This window comes from Microcella putealis (assembly GCF_004216575.1).
In the GTDB taxonomy this organism is placed as follows: domain Bacteria; phylum Actinomycetota; class Actinomycetes; order Actinomycetales; family Microbacteriaceae; genus Microcella; species Microcella putealis.
In genome coordinates this window covers 371436-390891 of sequence record NZ_SGWW01000001.1, presented here as the reverse complement: position 1 = coordinate 390891, position 19456 = coordinate 371436, and the positions used below count along the sequence as shown (strand labels likewise).

Annotated in this window: 16 protein-coding genes; 10 read left to right on the top strand and 6 right to left on the bottom strand. The window is 67.9% G+C overall.

The window, feature by feature from the left end; genetic code table 11:
* The first annotated feature begins 14 nt into the window (after positions 1 to 14).
* From atpD to EV141_RS01870, 4 genes are read left to right on the top strand one after another with little or no spacing between them, the layout of a single operon-like run.
* Positions 15 to 1478, top strand: a complete 1464-nt coding sequence (atpD, locus tag EV141_RS01885) for a F0F1 ATP synthase subunit beta (protein WP_130484276.1) — start codon at positions 15 to 17, stop codon at positions 1476 to 1478.
* A 2-nt stretch (positions 1479 to 1480) separates the two neighbouring features.
* Positions 1481 to 1741 (top strand): F0F1 ATP synthase subunit epsilon, encoded by a 261-nt coding sequence (locus EV141_RS01880; protein ID WP_130484275.1) that lies wholly within the window; start codon positions 1481 to 1483, stop codon positions 1739 to 1741.
* 18 nt (positions 1742 to 1759) lie between these two features.
* Complete coding sequence (locus EV141_RS01875) at positions 1760 to 2269, top strand: P-loop nucleotide/nucleoside kinase family protein (RefSeq protein WP_241968942.1); 510 nt, start codon at positions 1760 to 1762, stop codon at positions 2267 to 2269.
* A complete protein-coding gene (locus EV141_RS01870) occupies positions 2266 to 3036 on the top strand; it encodes a YaaA family protein (RefSeq protein ID WP_130484273.1) in 771 nt (256 codons plus the stop codon). Before EV141_RS01875 ends, EV141_RS01870 begins: the two co-directional genes overlap by 4 nt.
* On the opposite strand, the gene EV141_RS01865 is transcribed toward EV141_RS01870, so the two are convergent.
* Entirely contained in the window at positions 3033 to 3662 is a 630-nt protein-coding gene (locus EV141_RS01865) for a DNA-3-methyladenine glycosylase I (protein ID WP_130484272.1), read from the bottom strand. The genes EV141_RS01870 and EV141_RS01865 overlap by 4 nt on opposite strands.
* A 96-nt stretch (positions 3663 to 3758) precedes the next feature.
* On the opposite strand from EV141_RS01865, the gene EV141_RS01860 reads away from it, so the two are divergent.
* A complete protein-coding gene (locus EV141_RS01860) occupies positions 3759 to 4727 on the top strand; it encodes an aldo/keto reductase (protein WP_130484271.1) in 969 nt (322 codons plus the stop codon).
* An 18-nt stretch (positions 4728 to 4745) separates the two neighbouring features.
* Here EV141_RS01860 and EV141_RS01855 read toward each other — a convergent pair whose 3' ends face one another.
* From EV141_RS01855 to EV141_RS01835, 5 genes are all read right to left on the bottom strand, one after another.
* Positions 4746 to 5741 (bottom strand): hypothetical protein, encoded by a 996-nt coding sequence (locus EV141_RS01855; RefSeq protein WP_130484270.1) that lies wholly within the window; start codon positions 5739 to 5741, stop codon positions 4746 to 4748.
* An 87-nt stretch (positions 5742 to 5828) separates the two neighbouring features.
* Positions 5829 to 6368: a TspO/MBR family protein gene (locus EV141_RS01850; protein WP_130484269.1), complete on the bottom strand. Its 540-nt coding sequence runs from the start codon at positions 6366 to 6368 to the stop codon at positions 5829 to 5831.
* 115 nt (positions 6369 to 6483) lie between these two features.
* Positions 6484 to 7032, bottom strand: a complete 549-nt coding sequence (locus EV141_RS01845) for a TspO/MBR family protein (protein WP_130484268.1) — start codon at positions 7030 to 7032, stop codon at positions 6484 to 6486.
* A gap of 98 nt (positions 7033 to 7130) precedes the next feature.
* Positions 7131 to 8621 (bottom strand): aspartate aminotransferase family protein, encoded by a 1491-nt coding sequence (locus EV141_RS01840; protein WP_130484267.1) that lies wholly within the window; start codon positions 8619 to 8621, stop codon positions 7131 to 7133.
* Complete coding sequence (locus EV141_RS01835; RefSeq protein WP_130484266.1) at positions 8618 to 9085, bottom strand: Lrp/AsnC family transcriptional regulator; 468 nt, start codon at positions 9083 to 9085, stop codon at positions 8618 to 8620. The genes EV141_RS01840 and EV141_RS01835 overlap by 4 nt, the downstream gene beginning before the upstream one ends.
* Before the next feature lie 123 nt (positions 9086 to 9208).
* Between EV141_RS01835 and EV141_RS01830 the strand changes: the two genes are divergently transcribed.
* The 5 genes from EV141_RS01830 to EV141_RS01810 are packed head-to-tail and all read left to right on the top strand — an operon-like array spanning position 9209 to position 19455.
* A complete protein-coding gene (locus EV141_RS01830) occupies positions 9209 to 10648 on the top strand; it encodes a gamma-aminobutyraldehyde dehydrogenase (protein WP_130484265.1) in 1440 nt (479 codons plus the stop codon).
* Positions 10649 to 10668: 20 nt separating this feature from the next.
* Positions 10669 to 11271: an FHA domain-containing protein gene (locus tag EV141_RS01825; RefSeq protein ID WP_130484264.1), complete on the top strand. Its 603-nt coding sequence runs from the start codon at positions 10669 to 10671 to the stop codon at positions 11269 to 11271.
* Positions 11268 to 12068 (top strand): PP2C family protein-serine/threonine phosphatase, encoded by an 801-nt coding sequence (locus EV141_RS01820; RefSeq protein WP_130484263.1) that lies wholly within the window; start codon positions 11268 to 11270, stop codon positions 12066 to 12068. Before EV141_RS01825 ends, EV141_RS01820 begins: the two co-directional genes overlap by 4 nt.
* Positions 12069 to 12107: 39 nt before the next feature.
* Positions 12108 to 13517, top strand: coding sequence for a serine/threonine-protein kinase (locus tag EV141_RS01815; protein WP_130484262.1), 1410 nt, complete (start codon positions 12108 to 12110; stop codon positions 13515 to 13517).
* A gap of 49 nt (positions 13518 to 13566) precedes the next feature.
* Positions 13567 to 19455: an Ig-like domain-containing protein gene (locus EV141_RS01810; protein WP_130484261.1), complete on the top strand. Its 5889-nt coding sequence runs from the start codon at positions 13567 to 13569 to the stop codon at positions 19453 to 19455.
* Position 19456: the final 1 nt, after the last annotated feature.

Below are 19456 nucleotides of genomic sequence, written 5' to 3'. Positions count from 1 at the left end.
AGGGACACACACCCATGGCTACCGCAACCACGAAGAAGCCGGCCGAAAAGGCCGCTGTCGCCGGTGTCGGACGCGTTGCACGCGTCACCGGCCCGGTCGTCGACATCGAGTTTCCGCACGATGCGATTCCCGGTATCTACAACGCCCTGCAGACCGACATCACGATCGGTGACGAGACCACGACGCTGACGCTCGAGGTGGCCCAGCACCTCGGCGACGACCTGATTCGCGCGATCGCTCTGAAGCCGACGGACGGTCTTGTTCGTGGCCAGGAGGTGCGCGACACCGGCGCCGCGATCTCGGTGCCCGTCGGCGACGTCACCAAGGGCAAGGTCTTCAACGTCATCGGCGAGGTGCTCAACGCCGCGCCCGGCCAGACCATCGAGGTCACCGAGCGCTGGCCGATCCACCGCAAGCCCCCGGCATTCGACCAGCTCGAGTCGAAGACGCAGCTCTTCGAGACCGGCATCAAGGTCATCGACCTGCTGACCCCCTACGTTCAGGGTGGAAAGATTGGCCTCTTCGGTGGTGCGGGCGTCGGCAAGACGGTCCTCATCCAGGAGATGATTCAGCGCGTGGCGCAAGACCACGGTGGTGTGTCGGTGTTCGCCGGTGTGGGTGAACGTACTCGCGAGGGCAACGACCTCATCCAAGAGATGGAGGAGGCCGGCGTCTTCGACAAGACCGCCCTGGTCTTCGGCCAGATGGACGAGCCCCCGGGCACGCGTCTGCGCGTCGCGCTGTCGGCCCTGACCATGGCCGAGTACTTCCGTGACGTGCAGAAGCAAGACGTTCTGCTCTTCATCGATAACATCTTCCGCTTCACGCAGGCCGGTTCCGAGGTCTCCACGCTGCTCGGTCGTATGCCGTCGGCCGTGGGTTACCAGCCGAACCTCGCCGACGAGATGGGTATCCTCCAGGAGCGCATCACGTCGACGCGTGGTCACTCGATCACGTCGCTGCAGGCCATCTATGTTCCTGCTGACGACTACACCGACCCGGCGCCCGCCACGACCTTCGCGCACCTCGACGCGACGACCGAGCTCAGCCGCGAGATCGCGTCGAAGGGTCTGTACCCCGCGGTCGACCCGCTCACCTCGACCAGCCGCATCCTCGACCCGCTCTACATCGGTGAGGACCACTACCGCGTCGCGACGACGGTCAAGCAAATCCTCCAGAAGAACAAGGAGCTGCAAGAGATCATCGCGATCCTCGGTGTCGACGAGCTGAGCGAAGAAGACAAGATCACGGTGTCGCGCGCCCGCCGTATCCAGCAGTTCCTCTCGCAGAACACCTACATGGCGAAGAAGTTCACCGGTGTTGAGGGCTCGACGGTTCCGCTGAAGGACACCATCGAGTCGTTCGACGCCATCGCCAAGGGTGAATTCGACCACGTGGCCGAGCAGGCGTTCTTCAACGTCGGCTCGATCAGCGACGTCGAAGAGAAGTGGGCCCAGATCCAGGCGGAGAACGAGTAATCGTGGCAGAGCTCTCCGTCAGCGTCGTCGCCGCCGACCGCGAAGTGTGGTCGGGCGCGGCGAAGCAGATCTCCGCGCGCACGACCGAGGGTGATATCGGAATCCTGCCGGGGCATGAGCCCGTGCTCGGCATTCTCGGTCAGGGCGAGGTGCGCATCACCCCGGTCTCGGGGTCGCCCATTGTCGCCCGCGCCGAAGACGGATTCCTCTCTGTCGAGAACAACACCGTGACGATCGTCGCGGGCCTGGCTGAAATCCTCTAGCTCTTCGTGATTGTCGCCATGGCCGGCCTCCCCGGCTCGGGGAAGTCGGCCGTGGCCGAGCAGGTAGCGGCGCGCCTGGCGATGCCGGTCGTCTCGGTTGATCCGATCGAATCGGCGATTCTGTCGGCGGGTATTGATGCCGGCCAACCGACGGGCCTGGCGGCCTACCTCGTTGCCGAACGCATCGCGGAGGCGGTGTTGCGCTCACGGCAGAGCCTGATCGTGGACGCCGTCAACGCGGTGCAGCCCGCGCGCGAGCAATGGATTCTGCTCGCCGACCGGTACGGGGTGGAGGTGCGCTTCATCGAGGTCGTGTGCAGCGATCGCGACGTTCACCGTGCGCGACTCGAGCAGCGACGGCGCGACCTCGCGCATATCGCGGAGCCGAGCTGGTACGCCGTCGAACAGTCCCTCGACGAGTACGCGCCGTGGTCGGGGCTCGCCGAACAGCGTCCGCGGCTGGTGCTCGACACGATCGAGCCCCTCCCCACCCTCGTCGATACTGCTGTGACGTTTTTGCGCTCATGACACTGCTGCTTCTGCCCCCGTCCGAGACGAAGCGCGACGGGGGAGCCAGCCGTGGAGCCACCGCGACGTACCGGTTCCCCGAATTGGCGGATGCGCGCGCCCGCGTCCGCGAGGCGCTGGCCGCCCTGCTCGCCAATTCCGACGATGAGGCCATTGCTCGTGCTCTCAAAGTCGGGCACCGGCAGGCACCCATCGAGATGGCGCGCAACCGTGCGCTGGCCACGGCGCCCGTGATGCCCGCCATCGACCGGTATACGGGGGTGCTGTACGACGCGCTGGACGCCGCCACGCTGAGTATGGCCGCGCGCGCCCGTGCCGGGCGCTCAGTGCTCATGCAGTCGGCTCTGTTCGGCCCGATCGGTGCCCTCGACGACATTCCGGCGTATCGGCTCTCGGCCGACTCGAGCTTGCCCGGCCTGCGGCTGAAGGCGCTGTGGGCCACGCCCTCCACTGCTGCTCTCGGGCGCGCGGGAGAGTCGCTCGTCGACCTGCGGTCGGCGAGCTATTCGGCCCTCGGCCCGCTGCCGACAGAGGACCTCGGGCGTGAGGCGGTGTCAGTGGCGGTTGTCGCCCAGAACGACGACGGAACCGTGCGGGCGTTGAACCACTTCAACAAGCGCGGGAAAGGCTTGTTCGTGCGGGATCTGCTCGAATCAGGCGAGGTTCCCGCGTCGATCGACGCACTGTGTGCGCATGCTCGCGAGCTGGGCTGGGATCTGCGCCGTGTCAGCGACACCGAACTGCAGCTCGTCGTGCCGCAGCTCTAGGCGGCGCGCCAGCACCCGGCGACGTGGTCGTCGACGACGCCCGTGGCCTGCATGAGCGCGTACATCGTGGTCGGGCCGACGAAGCGGAAGCCGCGTTCGCGCAGGGCGGCCGCGAGCGCTCGCGACGCGTCGGTTGCGGCGGGCACATCGGCCAGGGTCACCGGGCGCTGCCGCGCTGACGGCTCGGGGGCGAAGGACCACACCAGGGCATCGAGGCCGTGAGGGTGCTCAGCCTGCCACGCCACGAGCGCTCGGGCGTTGGCAATGGTGGCCTCGATCTTGCGGCGATTGCGGATGATGCCGGCATCGTCGAGGAGGCGCTGGACGTCGGCCTCGGTGAACGCGGCGACCGCCGACGGGTCGAACTGGGCGAACGCGGCCCGAAAGTGCTCCCGCCGGCGCAAGATCGTGAGCCACGAGAGCCCCGATTGGAAGCCCTCGAGCGCGATGCGTTCGAAGAGCGCCTCGTCGCCGCGCACGGGGTGGCCCCACTCGTCGTCGTGGTAGGCGCGGAGCTCATCGACGTCGCCGACCCAGGCGCAGCGGGCGCGGCCGTCGGGGCCGACACGAGTGGAGGGCGAGATGGCGGCAGCGGCAGTGGTGGCGGATGCGGGGGAGTCGGGCATGTCGGGAACGCTACCCGGCCGCTCCGACGGCCACGGGCATCCATGAGCCACCGGGGGACGCATCGCGATGTGCCCGAGGCTGGGAGGATGGGAGGCATGACGGACATGACCTATCGCTCTCTCGGTGACTCTGGCCTTCGCGTCTCGAGCGTCGGCATCGGCTGCAACAACTTCGGCCGGCCCGGCACGGCGACCGAGGAGCAGGCGGGCGCCGCCCGTGTCATGCACGCGGCGATCGACCACGGAATCACCCTGTTCGACACCGCCGACATCTACGGCTACGCGTACGGGCGCAGCGAAGAGATGATGGGACTCGCCCTCGCCGGCCGTCGCGACGAGATTGTGCTGGCGACCAAGTTCGGCCACACCGACTACGAGAGCCCGATTCCGCACTGGGGGGCGCGCGGTTCGCGCCGCTACGTGCGCCTCGCCGTCGAACAGAGTCTCACGCGCCTGAAGACCGACTGGATCGACCTCTACCAACTACACACCCCCGACCCGCTCACGCCGATCGAGGAGACGCTCGCGGCGCTTGACGAACTCATCGACGAGGGCAAGATCCGCTACATCGGCCACTCCAACTTCAGCGCGTGGCAGCTCGTCGAGGCCGAGCTCATCGCGCAGCTGCACGGCCACCCGCGATTCATCTCGGCGCAAAACGAGTTCAACCTGCTGACGCGTGGCGCGGAAGACGAGTTGTTGCCGGTCGCCGACCGATACGGCGTCGGATTCCTGCCCTGGTTCCCGCTGTACAACGGCCTCTTCACCGGGAAGTTCACGCGCGACGGCGGCCCCTCAGACTCGCGCATCATGCGCCAGCGCCCGCACCTCGTCGAGAACGCGCCGTGGGACGCCATGGAACGCTACGCCGCCTTCTGCGCCGATCGCGGCGTCGGGATGCTCGAGGCGACGATCGGCTGGATGCTCAGCCGCCCCGCCATGGGCTCGGTCATCGCGGGAGCGACCTCGATCGAGCAGGTCGCCCAGAACGCCGCGGCGGCGTCAGCGTGGACACCGTCGGCCCGCGACCTCGACGAGATTGACGACATCTTCCCGCGCTCGTGACACTCACGCGCTCGTGGCTCAGCCGGCGTCCTCGGTGGGCAACGGTTCGGGGACGACGTTAATGGCTCGGTTGAGGGCGGCGGCCTCGCCGTTGAGGTCCTCCAGTTCGACGAGCAGCGCGTTGTAGTCGTCGATCGCGGCATTGAGCGCGGTGCGCGCCTCCTCGAGGGCTGCCTGACGGGCGAGAATCTCGGCGCGCTCCGCGTCGAAGGCGTCGACCGTGTCGAAGGCGCCAGGGGTGTCCGCCCGCGTGTTGAAGTCGTCGATGTCGGCGGCGAGCTGCTCAGAGGTGGCGGCAAAGGTGGTTCGCTCGGCCTCGATGCGGGCCCCCAGCGTTGCGATCTCCTCCTGCAGGGAGGCGAGCCGCGCATCCAGTTCACGAAAGACGCTCGTCGAGCTCGCATAGAGCGTTGTCACGGCGTCGCGCTCGCTGAACCAGCCCGCGTAGTGCGCCTCCAGTACGGCGGGGAGTGTGGGGACCTCTGAGCCGAGAATCGCGTAGAGCTCGGGAATGCGCGATTGCGGATCGGATTCTTCATAGAGGGCGATGCGTTCGACGAGCTCGTGGTCTGGTCCGAGCGCCGCGAACGCCTCCTCGAGCGGCTCGGCAAGAGCAGCGCGCTCGTCGTCGGCCATGCGGTCCCACACCGCGTGCAGCATCTCGTGTGCGGCAACAACGGCTTGCAAGCCCTCGAGTTCAGGGGAGGCGATCGGGAAAAGGTAGATGCGGCCCTCCGGCCGCGTGAAGCAGCCCAACACCCCGATGCCCGGCTCGTCGTTGGTACACGAGTCAGCGAAGTCACGATCGCTGAGCACGGCGGGCCGACTCGCGTAGAAGACGAAGCGACCCTGCTCGCTCATGCCCGCACGATCGGCGAGCGACTGAACCTCCCCTGACGGCGTGAAGCGGGCCACCGTCCAGTGGTCGATGACGGCGCGGGGGTTCGCTGTGGCCCATCCGACCGCGCCGAGCACCACGAGCTGCGCGGCGATTGCGACGGCCGCGCACCCCATGAGTGCGGCTCGCCCAATACGACGTGCGCGTGAACGCGCAGGGGGCGGGGCCGAGCTCATACCGTCACGCTACTGTCCGAACAGCCGCTACATCGCGAGGACGGCGACCGCCGAATTGAGTGTCGTCACAAACAGCGCCCACACGAACGCGGGAACGATCAGCAGCGCTGCGCCGCGGTGGACCTCCCATACGCGGAAGATCGTCGCCAGCATCACGATGTCGAGCACCACCAGAACCGCCAAGGCCAGCCATGGGCCGCTTGCGCCGGTCACGCCGAGGCCGAAAAATGCGGGCGCCCAGAGCGCCGTGAGGGCAAACTGCCCTGCGTACAGCTTGAGAGCGATCGAGCGCTCGGTCGACTCGGGACGTCGCCAGATCAGCCAGCCAGCGATCGCCATCATGAGGTACCCAGCCACCCACACGGGAACAAAAACGGTCTCGTGGGGGGCCCACATCGGCTTCGCCGTCATGCCGTACCAGCCGTCGAAGGCTGGCTGGGCGATGAGGGCACCAGCACCGGCGGTGACTAGAGCGAGTGCGACCAAAAGGGTCAGCACCCCTACGGAGCGGGCGCGCGGAGGGCGCAAGCCCACGCGTGTCGTGTGCTGCTGCGCGACGTTCGCCATGGTCCCTCCCTCCGTCGGCACGCATGCGAGCGTACGAAAGGAGCCTCCACGTCGTCTGCGCGTCACCCTCGCGGACGACGAGAAGAGCCTTCCGTCAGGCGGTGCGGGATCAGGCTCAGGGAAGAACGACGGCGTACGCGACCGTCAGGGAGGCTGCGTAGATCACCCAGAGGGCATACGGGGCAACGAGGATGCTCGCGGTGCGTCGGACCTGCCAAAACTCGCTCATCATGACCACAAGCGACAGCAGCAACAGCATGTGGATGCCAAGTGCCAGCCACGTCGCAAGCGAACCGATCGCCGGGTAGAGGGCGAAAAACACGGGCGACCAGAGGCTGTTCAGCACCATCTGCACGACATAAGCCGTGAGAGCCGTCGAGACCCGGCGGCGGCGACGCTCCCGCCAGACCAGCCAGGCGGCGACCGAGATCAGCACGTAGAGGGTCGACCACACCGCGCCGAACACCCAGTTCTCGGGCACCCAGATGGGTGCGGGAACGGAGGCATACCACCCGTCGATGTGCTCCCGGGAGACGGCGGAGCCGAACGCGGCGATTCCGGCGTTCACGGCGAGAAGCACCCCGAGCACGAGCCATTCCCCGGGCCGGGGGGCGCCAGCGCGTGCTCGCGTTTCGGGCACCGGGGGCGCGACGATTGTGCTCATGGGGCGAGTATGGTGCACAACGCGCCCGTGACTCGAGGGCTAGACGCGACGGGCCCGAACGCGATACACGCGCGCGGGCCCGTCGCTCGGCTGGCCAGTTACAGCCGGTTGGATGCTTCGGTCAACACGGCGCGCAGGATCGACTCGATCTCGTCGAACTCCTTCGGACCGATCGTCAGCGGCGGTGCCAGCTGAATGACGGGGTCTCCGCGGTCGTCGGCACGGCAGTACAGCCCAGCGTCGAACAGAGCCTTCGACAGGAACCCGCGCAGCAAGCGCTCGGATTCGTCAGCGTTGAAGGTCTCTTTCGTCTCTTTGTTCTTGACGAGTTCGATGCCGAAGAAGTAGCCCTCGCCGCGCACGTCGCCGACGATCGGCAGGTCGAGCAGGCGCTCGAGAGCGGCACGGAACTTCGGCGAGTTCTCGCGCACGTGCTCGAGGATGTTCTCTTCCTCCATGATCGCGATGTTCTCGAGGGCCACGGCCGCCGACACCGGGTGACCGGCGAAGGTGTAGCCGTGGTAGAACGCCGTCTGGCCGTGCTTGAAGGGCTCGTAAATGCGGTCGGAGACGATCATCGCGCCGAGCGGCGAGTAGCCGCTCGTGAGTCCCTTGGCGCTCGTGATGATGTCGGGCACGTAGCCGAGGGCCGTGCAGGCGAACATCTCGCCGATGCGACCGTAGGCGCAGATGACCTCGTCGCTGACGAGCAGCACGTCGTACTTGTCGCAGATCTCGCGCACCCGGGCGAAGTAGCCGGGGGGCGGCGGGAAGCAGCCGCCCGAGTTCTGCACGGGCTCGAGGAAGACGGCAGCGACCGTGTCGGGGCCCTCAAAGAGGATGGCCTCTTCGATGCGGTTCGCCGCCCACTGTCCGAACTCTTCGAGCGAGCCGTGGAAGCCCATTTCGTCGGCTCGGTAGTAGTTCGTGTTGGGCACGCGGAAGCCACCGGGCGTCAGCGGCTCGAACATCTCTTTCATGCCGGGGATACCCGTGATCGCGAGGGCACCCTGCGGGGTGCCGTGATACGCGACAGCTCGGGAGATGACCTTGTGCTTCATGGGCTTGCCCGTGAGCTTGAAGAACTGCTTCGCCAGCTTCCAGGCCGACTCGACGGCTTCGCCGCCGCCCGTGGTGAAGAACACGCGGTTCAGGTCACCCGGCGCGTAGTCGGCCAGCTTGTCGGCCAACTCGATCGCGGTGGGGTGCGCGTATGACCACAGTGGGAAGAACGCGAGCTCTTCGGCCTGCTTGCGAGCCGCCTCCGCCAGACGCTCGCGACCGTGGCCCACCTGAACAACGAACAGCCCAGAAAGGCCGTCGATGTACTTGCGCCCCTGCGCGTCGTAGATGTGGTGCCCCTCGCCGCGCACGATGATCGGCACGCCGTTTCCCGACTCCATTCCCGACTGGCGGGCGAAGTGCATCCAGAGGTGGTCTTTCGCCTTCTGCTGCAAATCGGCGTGCTCGCTTGCCGCGATAGCCCCGTCCAGGGCGCTCTCGGCGACGATCGCGTGGCTGTCCTCGTGGTGCGCGGTGCGCGCATCCTTCGAGGCTGACTTCTTCTTGCTGCGCGTGAAGATACTCATCGTGTTCCCCAGTTGTAGAACTGCTTCTGCAGTCGTAGATAGACAAAGGTCTCGGTGCTGGCGACACCCTCAATACCGCGGATGCGCGTGTTCAAGAGCGTGATCAGGTCGTCGTCGTTCTCGCACACAACCTCGGCGAGGATGTCGAAGCTGCCGGCCGTGAGAACGACGTAGTCGACGGCGGGGATCTTCGCGAGAGTTTCGGCAACGCTCGTCGTGTCGCCGGTCACGCGCACCCCAATCATCGCCTGGCGGTAGAAGCCCAGTTGCATGGGGTCGGTAACGGCCACCACCTGCATGACGCCCGCGTCGGTGAGCTTCTGCACGCGCTGACGGACGGCGGCTTCGCTGAGCCCGACCGCTTTGCCGATTTCGGCGTACGAGCGTCGGCCGTCGGTCTGCAGCTGTTCGACGATCGCCTTCGAGACGTCGTCGAGTTGCAGAGGCTTCGGGCGTCCTGACATGTCCCGATTCTGACAGTGCGAGCAGCCTTTAGCAAGCGATTCCGAATCAAGCTGGGGATAACTGCGACGGATTCCGTCGTCGGAGCGCTGGATTCATGCGTGCCACGCGGGTATCGTGCCCGTATGAGTGAGACCACACTGCGCCCCATCATCGACGGAGCTGAAGTCGACAGTGGTGCCGACGAGGCCATTGCCCTGATTAACCCCGCCACCGAAGAGGTGTACGCACACGCGCCCATCTCGACCCCCGCGGAGATCGATCGTGCGTACGACGCCGCCGATCGCGCATTCCGCAGCTGGGGGCGAACGACCCCCGCTGAGCGCCAGCTCGCCCTCTTCCGCCTCGCTGACGCCATGGAGGCGCACGCCGACGAGTTCGCTGACCTGGAGTCAGAAGACACCGGCAAGCCCCGGGCAACACTCGTTGCCGACGAGATCGATCAGTCGGTCGACCAGCTGAGATTCTTCGCCGGCGCCGCTCGAGACCTCGACGGACGCTCGGCCGGCGAGTACCTCGCGGGCCACACCTCCTTCATTCGGCGCGAGCCGATTGGCGTGATCGGGCAGGTCACCCCCTGGAACTATCCGCTCAACATGGCGGTGTGGAAGATTGCGCCGGCAATTGCCGCGGGAAACACCGTGGTGCTGAAACCGTCAGACACCACTCCGCAGTCGACGCTGCTGTTGGGGCGCCTGGCGGCGGAGCACCTTCCCGCCGGCGTGCTCAACGTGGTCACCGGTGACCGGTCGACGGGCGCCGCCCTGCTGCAGCACCCGACCCCGCAGATGGTGGCCATCACCGGATCGGTGCGCGCCGGAATGCAGGTCGCCCGCGCGGCGGCTGACGACCTGAAGCGCGTACACCTCGAACTCGGCGGGAAGGCCCCCGCCATCGTGTTCCCCGACGCCGACCCCCAGAAGGTGGCTGAGGGCCTCGTGCTCGCCGCCTACTTCAACGGCGGCCAAGACTGCACCGCTGCCACGCGGGTTATCGTCCACGAGTCTGTGCACGACGAGGTTGTCGCTGCGCTTGCGGCGCGCGCTCAGAGCCACGGACGAACCGGGGCCCCTCATGACGACGGCATCCTGTACGGCGCGCTGAACAATGCCGACCAGCTGTCGAGGGTGGCGGGTGTTGTCGACCGCCTGCCCGCGCACGCCGACATCGTGACCGGCGGCCGTCGTCAGGGCGATCGCGGCTACTTCTACGAGGCAACCATCGTCACGAGGATGCAGCAGGACGACGAGGCCGTGCAGGAGGAGATCTTTGGCCCGGTGCTGACCGTGCAGACCTTCCGCACCGAGGAGGAAGCGCTCGAGCTGGCGAACGGTGTGCGCTACGCGCTCGCGGCGTCCGTCTGGACCGACCGCCACGCCCGAGCGATGCGGTTCAGCCGCGACCTCGACTTCGGCTGCGTGTGGATCAACACCCACATTCCCTTCGTTTCCGACATGCCGCACGGGGGCTTTAAGCACTCCGGGTACGGCAAAGACCTGTCCCATTACGGTTTCGAGGACTACACGCGGATCAAGCACGTGATGAGCTACCTCGGTGAGGGCTGAGCGCGCGGTACCGTGACGACATGTCCGACAGCCGAAGCAGCGACGCGACGGGCGACGCCCGAGAATCCGTCGACCGCTCGGATGTCGAAGACACGGTGATTCGGCTCGTCGAGCCGTCGTCTGACACGGCGCCGCGGCCGGTCGCATCGGCCGTCGATGAGGTGCTGCGTCGTTTGCCGGCGTCCGCGCGGCGCGCGACACGCGCATCCGTCGAATGGCCTGACGACGACGCGCCGGTCGCGAACGCGCCCGATCGCATCGAATGGATGCTCGTGGTGCGCAATTCCGCGACATCCGTGCCGCTCGACCGCCCCGTGCTGGTGGGCCGCTCGCCCGCAACCGCGCGCGTGGCCGGCCCTGTCGAACCGCGCAAGCTGATCGTGCCGCGCGATCGCCGCGGGGTCTCGTCAACGCACGCACGCATCGAGCAGCTCGGCGACTCCCTCGTCGTCACCGACGCGGGATCGACCAACGGGCTCGTCGTACACTGGGCGTCCGGGCCGCCACGCCGGCTCCGACCGGGAGAGTCGTGCGTCGTCCTCCCCGACGCCGCCGTCGACCTGGGCGATGGCATCGTCATCGAATTCCACCCGAACCCGAGCCCGCCCGAGGAGCACCCGTGACCGCCATCGGCCGCAGTACCGTGCGCCATATTGTCGGGCTGCCGGGTCGGACCGGGGCCGTCGAACTGTCGTGGCACGGCGTCACGCACGTCGGCTATCGCCGGGCGCACAACGAAGACAGCTACCTCGCCGACGTGCCTTTGTTCGCCGTCGCCGACGGGATGGGCGGCCATTCACACGGCGATCGCGCGAGCGACGCCGTCGTGCGACGGCTCCAGGCGGCGGCGCGCGGCGACTTTGTCACCCGCGACGACATCATCGATGCGCTGCACAGCGCGACCTGGGACATTCACGACCTCGACGAGGAGGATCGCGGAATCGGTACGACGGTGACCGGCGCGGCCCTCACCGCTGACGACGCCGGCTCGGCGCACCTGACGGTGTTCAACGTCGGTGACTCACGCGTCTACGCGTTCAGCGGTAATGAGCTGCGTCAGATCACGACCGACCACTCGCTCGTCCAAGAGATGGTGACGGCTGGGCAGATCAGCGCGGAGGAGGCGGAGGCGCATCCCGAAGCGAACGTCATCACGCGCGCCGTGGGATTCTCGCTCGAGCCGGACATCGACTTTCTGGATCTTCCGATCACGACCGGCTTGCGTCTGCTGCTGTGCTCCGACGGTCTCACGAAAGAGGTGTCGCACGAGCGCTTGCGCCTGCACCTCGCCGCCCGGCTGAGCGCGCGAGAGACGGCGAACGCATTGCTCGACGCCGCGCTTTCGCAGGGTGGCCGAGACAACGTCACCCTGATTGTGATCGATGTGGTGCGCGCCCCGGAAGCCACGGCTGGTGCATAGCTCCTAGACTGGGCGCGATCACGCCGGGAGGGGGGTCTCGTGGTGCAACGTCGGCCGTCAGTGCCGCCGGTCCTGCCCGGCTTCACCCATATCCGCCTGCTCGGCACGGGTGGCTTCGCCGACGTGTTTCTGTACGAACAGAACATGCCGAGGCGCCAAGTGGCCGTCAAGGTCATGCTCGCCGACGTGGTCACCGACAGCGTGCGGCGCATGTTCCAGGCCGAAGCCAACCTTATGGCGCAGCTGTCATCGCATCCCGGCATTTTGACGGTGTACCAGGCCTCCATCAGCGCCGACGGTCGCCCCTATCTCGTCATGGAGCTGTGTGGTGCTCACTTAGCCGATCGTTTTCGCCGCGAGACGATCCCGGTCACGGAGGTGCTGCGCATAGGCGTGCAGATCGGCAGTGCCATTGAGACGGCGCATCGGCAGGGTGTTCTTCACCGCGACATCAAGCCGTCCAATATTTTGACCACCGCGTTCGGGCATCCGGTGCTGAGCGACTTTGGCATCGCCGCGAGCCTCGGCGCCGCGCCGAGCGTGGGGGACACGGTGGGAATGTCCGTCCCGTGGTCGGCGCCGGAAGTGCTGCTCGACGAAACAACCGGCACGATCGGCAGCGAAGTGTGGGCCCTGGGGGCAACGCTGTACACGCTTCTCGCCGGTCGCTCACCCTTTGAGCAGCCCGGCGGGCAGAACGGCACCCGCGAACTGATTGCGCGCATCACCCGATCGCGACTGCCCGCGCTTGATCGGCAGGATGCGCCGGCCTCTCTCGAGGCGGTGCTGCGTCGCGCCATGAGCCGCGACCCCGGGCGACGGCAGCAGACCGCGCTGGAACTGGTGCGCGACCTGCAGCGCGTCGAGGCCGAGCTGGGCCTCGCTCCGACTCACGCCGATATTGCCCTCGACGACTGGGCGAGGGCAATCGCCGGCGACCCCGCCGACCGCACGGTGGTGCGCGCCGTGTCGCCGCGGACGCCCACCGGGCGGGGGCCACGTCGCCGCCGTCGCAGCCCCGTCGATACCGAGGCGACCGTGTCTGCCGGAACCCTCGGCACGGAAGCCCGCGCCGCGCGGCATGAGGGTCACCGATCGCGAGTCATCGCCGCGGTGCTCGTCGTGGTCGCGTTGGCCGTGGTGGGTCTCGGGGCAACGGCCACGTGGTGGGCTGTCACCGGAGAAGACGGGTCGTTGCCACGGGTCACCGACGTGGAAGCAGAGGTGGCGGGCGAGGAGGTCACGTTCCGCTGGCAAGATCCCGGGATCGCCGCGGGCGACACGTACCGGGTCAGCGTTGACGGTCAGCCCCCCGCCGTGCAGCGCGCAACCGAATTTGCGGTCGTCGCCGAGCCCGGCCAACAGGTCTGCGTGACGGTGCGCGTCGCCCGTGAGGGGCGTACCGGCCCGGCGAGCGCCGAAAAATGCGCGATGACGGGTGGGAACTGAGATGGTCCTCGCCGCCGCGCAGCGCGCATCCCACCGACGATCCGCGTGGGTGAGCGCCGTCAGCGGCACCCTCATCGCGGCGGTCGTCTCAACACTCGCGATTCTGCACCCAGGCTTTGACGTGCAGCGCGCCCAGCTCAACGACGGCTCCGTCTGGGTCGTCAACGGTGAGCGGCAATCGGCCGCACGCGCGAACCTGCAGATCGGCGCGCTGGACGCGGTCGTCGTGGGTGAGGGATCTGAGCTCGAGGTGCGTCACCACGGCAGCGACGTCATGGTGCTCGACCGTCTGAATGCGCAAGCGGAAGTGCTGGACGCTGCGCGCGCGACCGTCGACTTCACGGTTCCCCTGCCGCCCATCGAGCCCGACGTGCGGCTCGTCGGCCAGACGGTGGTCGTGCACACGGCGGATACGGGTGACCTGTGGACGGTGCCATGGGTTCTGTTTGATGACTTTGACGTTGCCTCGGTCGCGCCCCTGTCCTTTGGGCCAGACTCGGCCGTGCGGGCGACCGACCGCTACGGGCTCGCCATCGCGTCCCCGGCGACGGGCGAGGTGCATCGCCTTGCGCCCGGCCGCCTGGACCGAGTCGAACAGAGCTGGCCCATCGAACCCGCATCGACCGGCCGCCTCGACATCACGATTGCGGCCGGCCAGTGGTGGGTCCTCGATCCGGATGGCGAACGCGTGCTGCGCGACGGCGATCCCATCGACCTCAGCCCCTGGCTCGCGGAGGGTGACGCGGTGCTCGCGCACGCCTCGGACGAGGCGGACTCGTTGATCGTCGCGACGCCCACGAGCTTGCTGTCGATCGACGCAGCGGGTGAGGTGCGCGAACTCGTTGCCGACCGCGCGGGCGACCCCATCGCCCCGGTCGTCGTCGACGGCTGCATCATCGCGGCGTGGACAGACGGCACCGCGTGGCGCTCGTGCACGGAACCGGCCTTCGCGACCCTTCCCGGGCTTCTCCCGGGGGAGGGTCTCGACTTCGTCGTGCGAGACGATCGGGTGGTCCTCAACGATCGTGCGACGGGGAATGTGTGGGATGTGCGCGGCAGCGGTGCGCTCATCGCCAATTGGGATGACCTCATCGCGGAGGAGGAGGACGAGCGGGAGGAACAGGCCGAAACGCTGGATGTCCCTCCGGAGCTTGACCGGGTGCAGCAGCCGCCGATCGCCGAAGATGACGCTTTCGGCGCGCGGCCCGGTCGATCGACGATCCTTCCGGTTCTGCTGAACGATCGTGACCCCAACGGTGACGTGCTCGTGGTCTCCGAAACGACAGAGCTGGGCCCCGACGATGAGGCGCGCCTCGACATTGTCGACAGCGGTCAAAAAGTACAGCTCACGCTTCCGCCCGACGCCGCCGGCGTGCTGGCCTTCGACTACACCATCACCGACGGCCGAGGCGGCTCGGACACGGCGACCGTGGTCGTCACGGTGCGCCAGCCGGAAGAGAACGGCGCCCCCACCCAGGTGCGACCCGCCCGCACGACCGTGGCCGAGGGGGGCCGAGTGACGGCGAACGTGCTGGGCGAATGGGTCGACCCCGACGGCGACCCGCTGTACCTGGCCGATGCGACGGTCGCGGCACCCGACCAGGTTGTTGCCCGCCCTGACGGTCGCGTCACCGTCTCTGAGCTGGGGGGTGCCGGCGAGATACGTACCGTTGCGCTGACCGTCTCTGACGGTTCATTGGCGGGCGTCGGAGAGCTGGCGGTCACCGTTCGCCCCCTCGGGCAGGTGCCGATCATCGCTGAGCCGTTCGCGGTGCAGGTGGTTGCGGGCGAAGAGGCGCGGGTCGAACCGTTGCGCTACGTGCGCGGCGGAAGTGGAACAGTGCGCCTCGTGTCGGTCCCCGAGCGGGCGGGGGCGCTCATCACCCCGCGCCTCGAGCGTGGCTTCTTCCGCTTCAGCTCCGATGAGGTGCGCACCCACTACGTCGAGTACGTCGTGAGTGACGGCGACCAGAGCGCCACCGGCGTTGTGCGTATCGATGTCACGGCTCCGCCGGAGCTGGCCGCGCCCGTCACGGTGCCCAAGACGGCGTTCGTGCGTTCCCTGTCGAGCGCCGTGGTGCCGGTCGCATCCACCGACATCGATCCGGCGGGCGGCGTACTCGTCGTCACCGGCATCACCGACGTTCCCGCCGACAGCGGAATTCGCGCGGAGGTGCTCGACCAGCGGGATGCACGCATCACCCTGACACGGCCCCTGGACGGTCCCGTCGCCCTGAGCTATCGCATCTCGAACGGCTACGCCGATGCCGAGGGCACCATCACGGTCATCGAGATTCCGCGTCCGGAGACCCTGCAGCCCCCGATCGCGGTGGATGACACGGTGACCGTGCGGGTCGGGGATGCGGTGACGATTCCGGTGCTCGAGAACGACGAGCATCCCGACGACGAGCCCATCACGCTGGCCCCCGATCTGGTCCGCGGCCTCGGCGGAAATGACGGCCTGCTCTTCGTCAGCGGGGACACGCTGCGATACCTCGCGCCCGAGCGACCGGGCGACTTCACCGCGGTGTATGAAGTGTTGGGCCCGCTCGGGGTCGAACGGGCGCAGGCGACCGTGAGGATCAGCGTCCGGGAGGCGGATGAGGCCACCAACTCGCCGCCCGTGCCCCGCACCATCACAGCCCGAGTGATTGCCGGTGAGACGGTGCGCATCCGGATTCCCGTCGCCGACATGGACCCGGATGGCGACTCGGTGCAGCTCGTCGGTCAGGAGACCGCGCCCGAGCGGGGGACCGTGATCGACAGCGGACTCGACTACGTCGATTACCAGGCGGGTGAATACGCGGCAGGCACCGACGAGTTCCGCTACACCGTGGTCGATGCCCTGGGCGCCCGCGCGTCTGGAACGATTCGCGTTGGCATCAGCCCGCGCCTCGAGGGCGCTCGTAACCCGGTGGCGAATGACGACCAGGTCGTGGTGCGCCCCGGCGGTGTCGTCACCGTGCCGGTGCTCGACAATGACAGCGATCCGGGCGGCGGTGCGTTGCGTGTCACGAGCGTCGAAAGCGGCGACCCGCGAATGATCGCCGAGGTCGTCGATGGCGGCTTCGTCCGCCTAGCGCCGCCGGCAGAACCCGGGATCTACGGCGCCATCTACACGATCACGAACGACTTCGGGGGAGCATCGCAGGCCTTCGTCACCGTCAGCGTGGTGACCGATGCCCCGCTGCAGCCGCCGATCGCGCGTGACGTCGTGCTGACGCTCGCCGACATTCTGGAACGCGACACCGTCGACGTCGATGTGCTCGCTCGGGCGTTCTTCGCCGAGGGCTCGGCCGATGAACTCGCCGTGCGGGTCGTGCCCGGATACAGCACGGGTGCCACAGTGCTGGCTGACGGTCGAATCCGGGTCACAGTGGGCGAACGGCGTCAGATTGTGCCGTTCTCCCTCAGCCATCCGGCCGACCCCTCCGTGACCGGAACGGCGTTCATCTGGATTCCTGGCACCGCGGATGCGCTTCCGCAGCTCGATCGCCGCGCACCGCGCATCCAGGTTGTCAGCGAAGAGACCGTGACCATCCCGATCAACGACTACGTGTTGGCGGTCGGCGGGCGACAGGTACGGCTCACCGATACCGCGACCGTGCGGGCGAGCAACGCCGACGGCAGCGCGCTCGTGGTTGACGAGCAGACGCTGCGCTTCCGTTCGGCCGACCTCTACTTCGGGCCGGCGTCGATCAGCTTCGAGGTGACCGACGGTGTCACGGCAAACGACCCTGAGGGGCGCGTCGCGACAATCGTGCTGCCCATCGAGGTCACGGCACGAGAGAACCAGCCTCCCGTACTCGTCGGTGCCACCATCGAGCTCGAACCGGGAACGAGCCGCGAACTCGACCTGGTGCGCATCACCTCGTACCCGTACCCCGACGACATCGACGAGCTGGCGTACGCCCTGGAAAGCGCCCTCCCGGCGGGCCTTGATATCGCGATCAGCGGCCAGAGGGCGACGGTGAGCGTGGCAGCGAGCACCCCGCGCGGCACGCGATTCGGGGCCGCCGTGGGGGTGCGAGACGACGCCGCCGAGGGAACGTCCGGTCGAATCGACGTCACGGTAGTGCCGTCGACGCGACCGCTCGCGCGCCCGATTGAGGATGCGGCGATCGCCCCGCGAGGGGAAACCACCGTCGTCGACGTACTCACCAACGACCAGGCGACGAACCCGTTCCCGCTCGAGCCGCTGCGCGTCGTGGCGATTCGCGGCCTCGACAGTGCCTCTATTCCGGCTGGCGTACAGATACGTCCCACCGATGACGGGCAGGCGGTCTCGGTGACCGTGGCCAACAGTGCCCAGCCCGGCGACAGCCTCCTCGAGTACCAGGTCGCCGATGCGACGGGCGACCCTAGTCGCCTGGTCTGGGGCAGCATCCGCATTTCGGTGCAAGACGTTCCCGACCCTGTCAGCGGGTTGCGCGTGCAAGAGTTTGGCGACCGCACGCTGACTATTGCTTGGCAGCCGGGGGCGTCAAACAACGCGCCCATTCAGCGCTTCGACGCGACGGTGACCCGGGTGAGTGACGGGGCGGTGACGGCGACGGTTGCCTGCGCGAGTTCGCCGTGTACGGTGCCGACGACCGGGAACGGGCCAGACAACCGCGTGCGCATCGCGGTCGCCGCGATCAACGCCCAAGGTGCGAGTGCCCCGACGACACTGAGCGATTCTGTGTGGTCAGACCTCGTCCCGCCGGCGCCCGTGGCGGTTTCTCGTACGCCGCTCGACGGCGGTCTTCGTGTCACGTGGGAAAAGCCCACTCAGCCGGCGGGAGCCTCGCCGATTCGGCGCTACGTCGTCACGGTGGGTCCGGTCACACGCGAGCTTGAGGTGTCGGCAAATGACCCAGCAGGAACCGCGTACGCCCTTCCCGTCGTTGATGCCGGTGCCCTGCAGAACGGCACCGCCTACGGGGTGAGTGTGAGTGCGCGAAACGATGCCTTCTCGCCCCTGACCACGTGGAATAGCGCGGAGACCACGGGCACGCCGGCGGGCCCGCCCCTGCGCGTTGCCGCACCCAGTGCCGTGCAGACGACGCCCAGCGATGACCCGAATGCTCAGGAGTTGCGAGTCGACTGGGCCGGAGCCTTCGGGGCCAATGGTCGAGCGATCGACCGCTACTTCGTGTGGTTTACCGACGGGGGCGGTGAGGCCCCCAGCTGCACCGTGTCGGGAGTCGACGCTGGTTCGCCGACGCTCTCGCCGCCCGCAGGAGCCACCGCGTACCCCGCCGATCGCACCAGCGCGACCCTTTCCGGGCTCGCCGGAGACCGCAGCTACCGGGTTGTCGTGTACGCGCACAACGGTCAGGGATGCACGGCGAGCGTTGACGTGACCGCGCAGACGGTCACACGGCCGGCCCGCGTCACCTCCGTCACCTTTGCGCCCGACGCGATCGTCGTCGCTGAGGGACGCTTTGAGGCGCGCATCGACGCGGTCGGTACCGCGCGGGCGGGGGAGGCGACCCCCTTCATCCGCTACCGATTCGGCGAGTCGGGCATCGCATCCGCCCCGGCAGCCCTGCCCGTGTTCGTGACCGATGGCACGTACGGCACGCTGCGGAGTGTGCAGGTTCAGGTCTGTCGCGACGGGTCGGCGGCGCTCTGCGGTGAGTGGTCGACCTCGGTTGACGTGCCGGTCGCGGTCGCGATCGACGTGCGTCCCACCTTCACGGTGAGTGGTGAGACGCCGCCGGAACGCGTGGCTGACATCACGTGGACACCACTGACGTGGACAAGCCCAGACGCGCGCGGCGCGCACCCGGGCTACGCCAACGTCGAGTACCTCTGCCGCAACGACGACGGGCCGGTGCCGCCCTCGAGCACCGGGGGCAACTGCACGATCGGCGCGCCGCCCTCCAGCGACCCCCGCCTCGAGGTGCGCATTACGGTGGGAGGAACGGTGTTCGAACGGGTCTACCGACCGTGAT

Bases quoted from the DNA above. Each gene is read 5' to 3' on its own strand.
- EV141_RS01835 (WP_130484266.1), bottom strand. From the start codon at position 9,085: ATGTCAGGACGCCCGAAGCCTCTGCAACTCGACGACGTCTCGAAGGCG.
- EV141_RS01855 (WP_130484270.1), bottom strand. From the start codon at position 5,741: ATGGGGTGCGCGGCCGTCGCAATCGCCGCGCAGCTCGTGGTGCTCGGC.
- EV141_RS01830 (WP_130484265.1), top strand. From the start codon at position 9,209: ATGAGTGAGACCACACTGCGCCCCATCATCGACGGAGCTGAAGTCGAC.
- EV141_RS01860 (WP_130484271.1), top strand. From the start codon at position 3,759: ATGACGGACATGACCTATCGCTCTCTCGGTGACTCTGGCCTTCGCGTC.
- EV141_RS01840 (WP_130484267.1), bottom strand. From the start codon at position 8,621: ATGAGTATCTTCACGCGCAGCAAGAAGAAGTCAGCCTCGAAGGATGCG.
- EV141_RS01825 (WP_130484264.1), top strand. From the start codon at position 10,669: ATGTCCGACAGCCGAAGCAGCGACGCGACGGGCGACGCCCGAGAATCC.
- EV141_RS01875 (WP_241968942.1), top strand. From the start codon at position 1,760: ATGGCCGGCCTCCCCGGCTCGGGGAAGTCGGCCGTGGCCGAGCAGGTA.
- atpD (WP_130484276.1), top strand. From the start codon at position 15: ATGGCTACCGCAACCACGAAGAAGCCGGCCGAAAAGGCCGCTGTCGCC.
- EV141_RS01850 (WP_130484269.1), bottom strand. From the start codon at position 6,368: ATGGCGAACGTCGCGCAGCAGCACACGACACGCGTGGGCTTGCGCCCT.
- EV141_RS01870 (WP_130484273.1), top strand. From the start codon at position 2,266: ATGACACTGCTGCTTCTGCCCCCGTCCGAGACGAAGCGCGACGGGGGA.
- EV141_RS01865 (WP_130484272.1), bottom strand. From the start codon at position 3,662: ATGCCCGACTCCCCCGCATCCGCCACCACTGCCGCTGCCGCCATCTCG.
- EV141_RS01845 (WP_130484268.1), bottom strand. From the start codon at position 7,032: ATGAGCACAATCGTCGCGCCCCCGGTGCCCGAAACGCGAGCACGCGCT.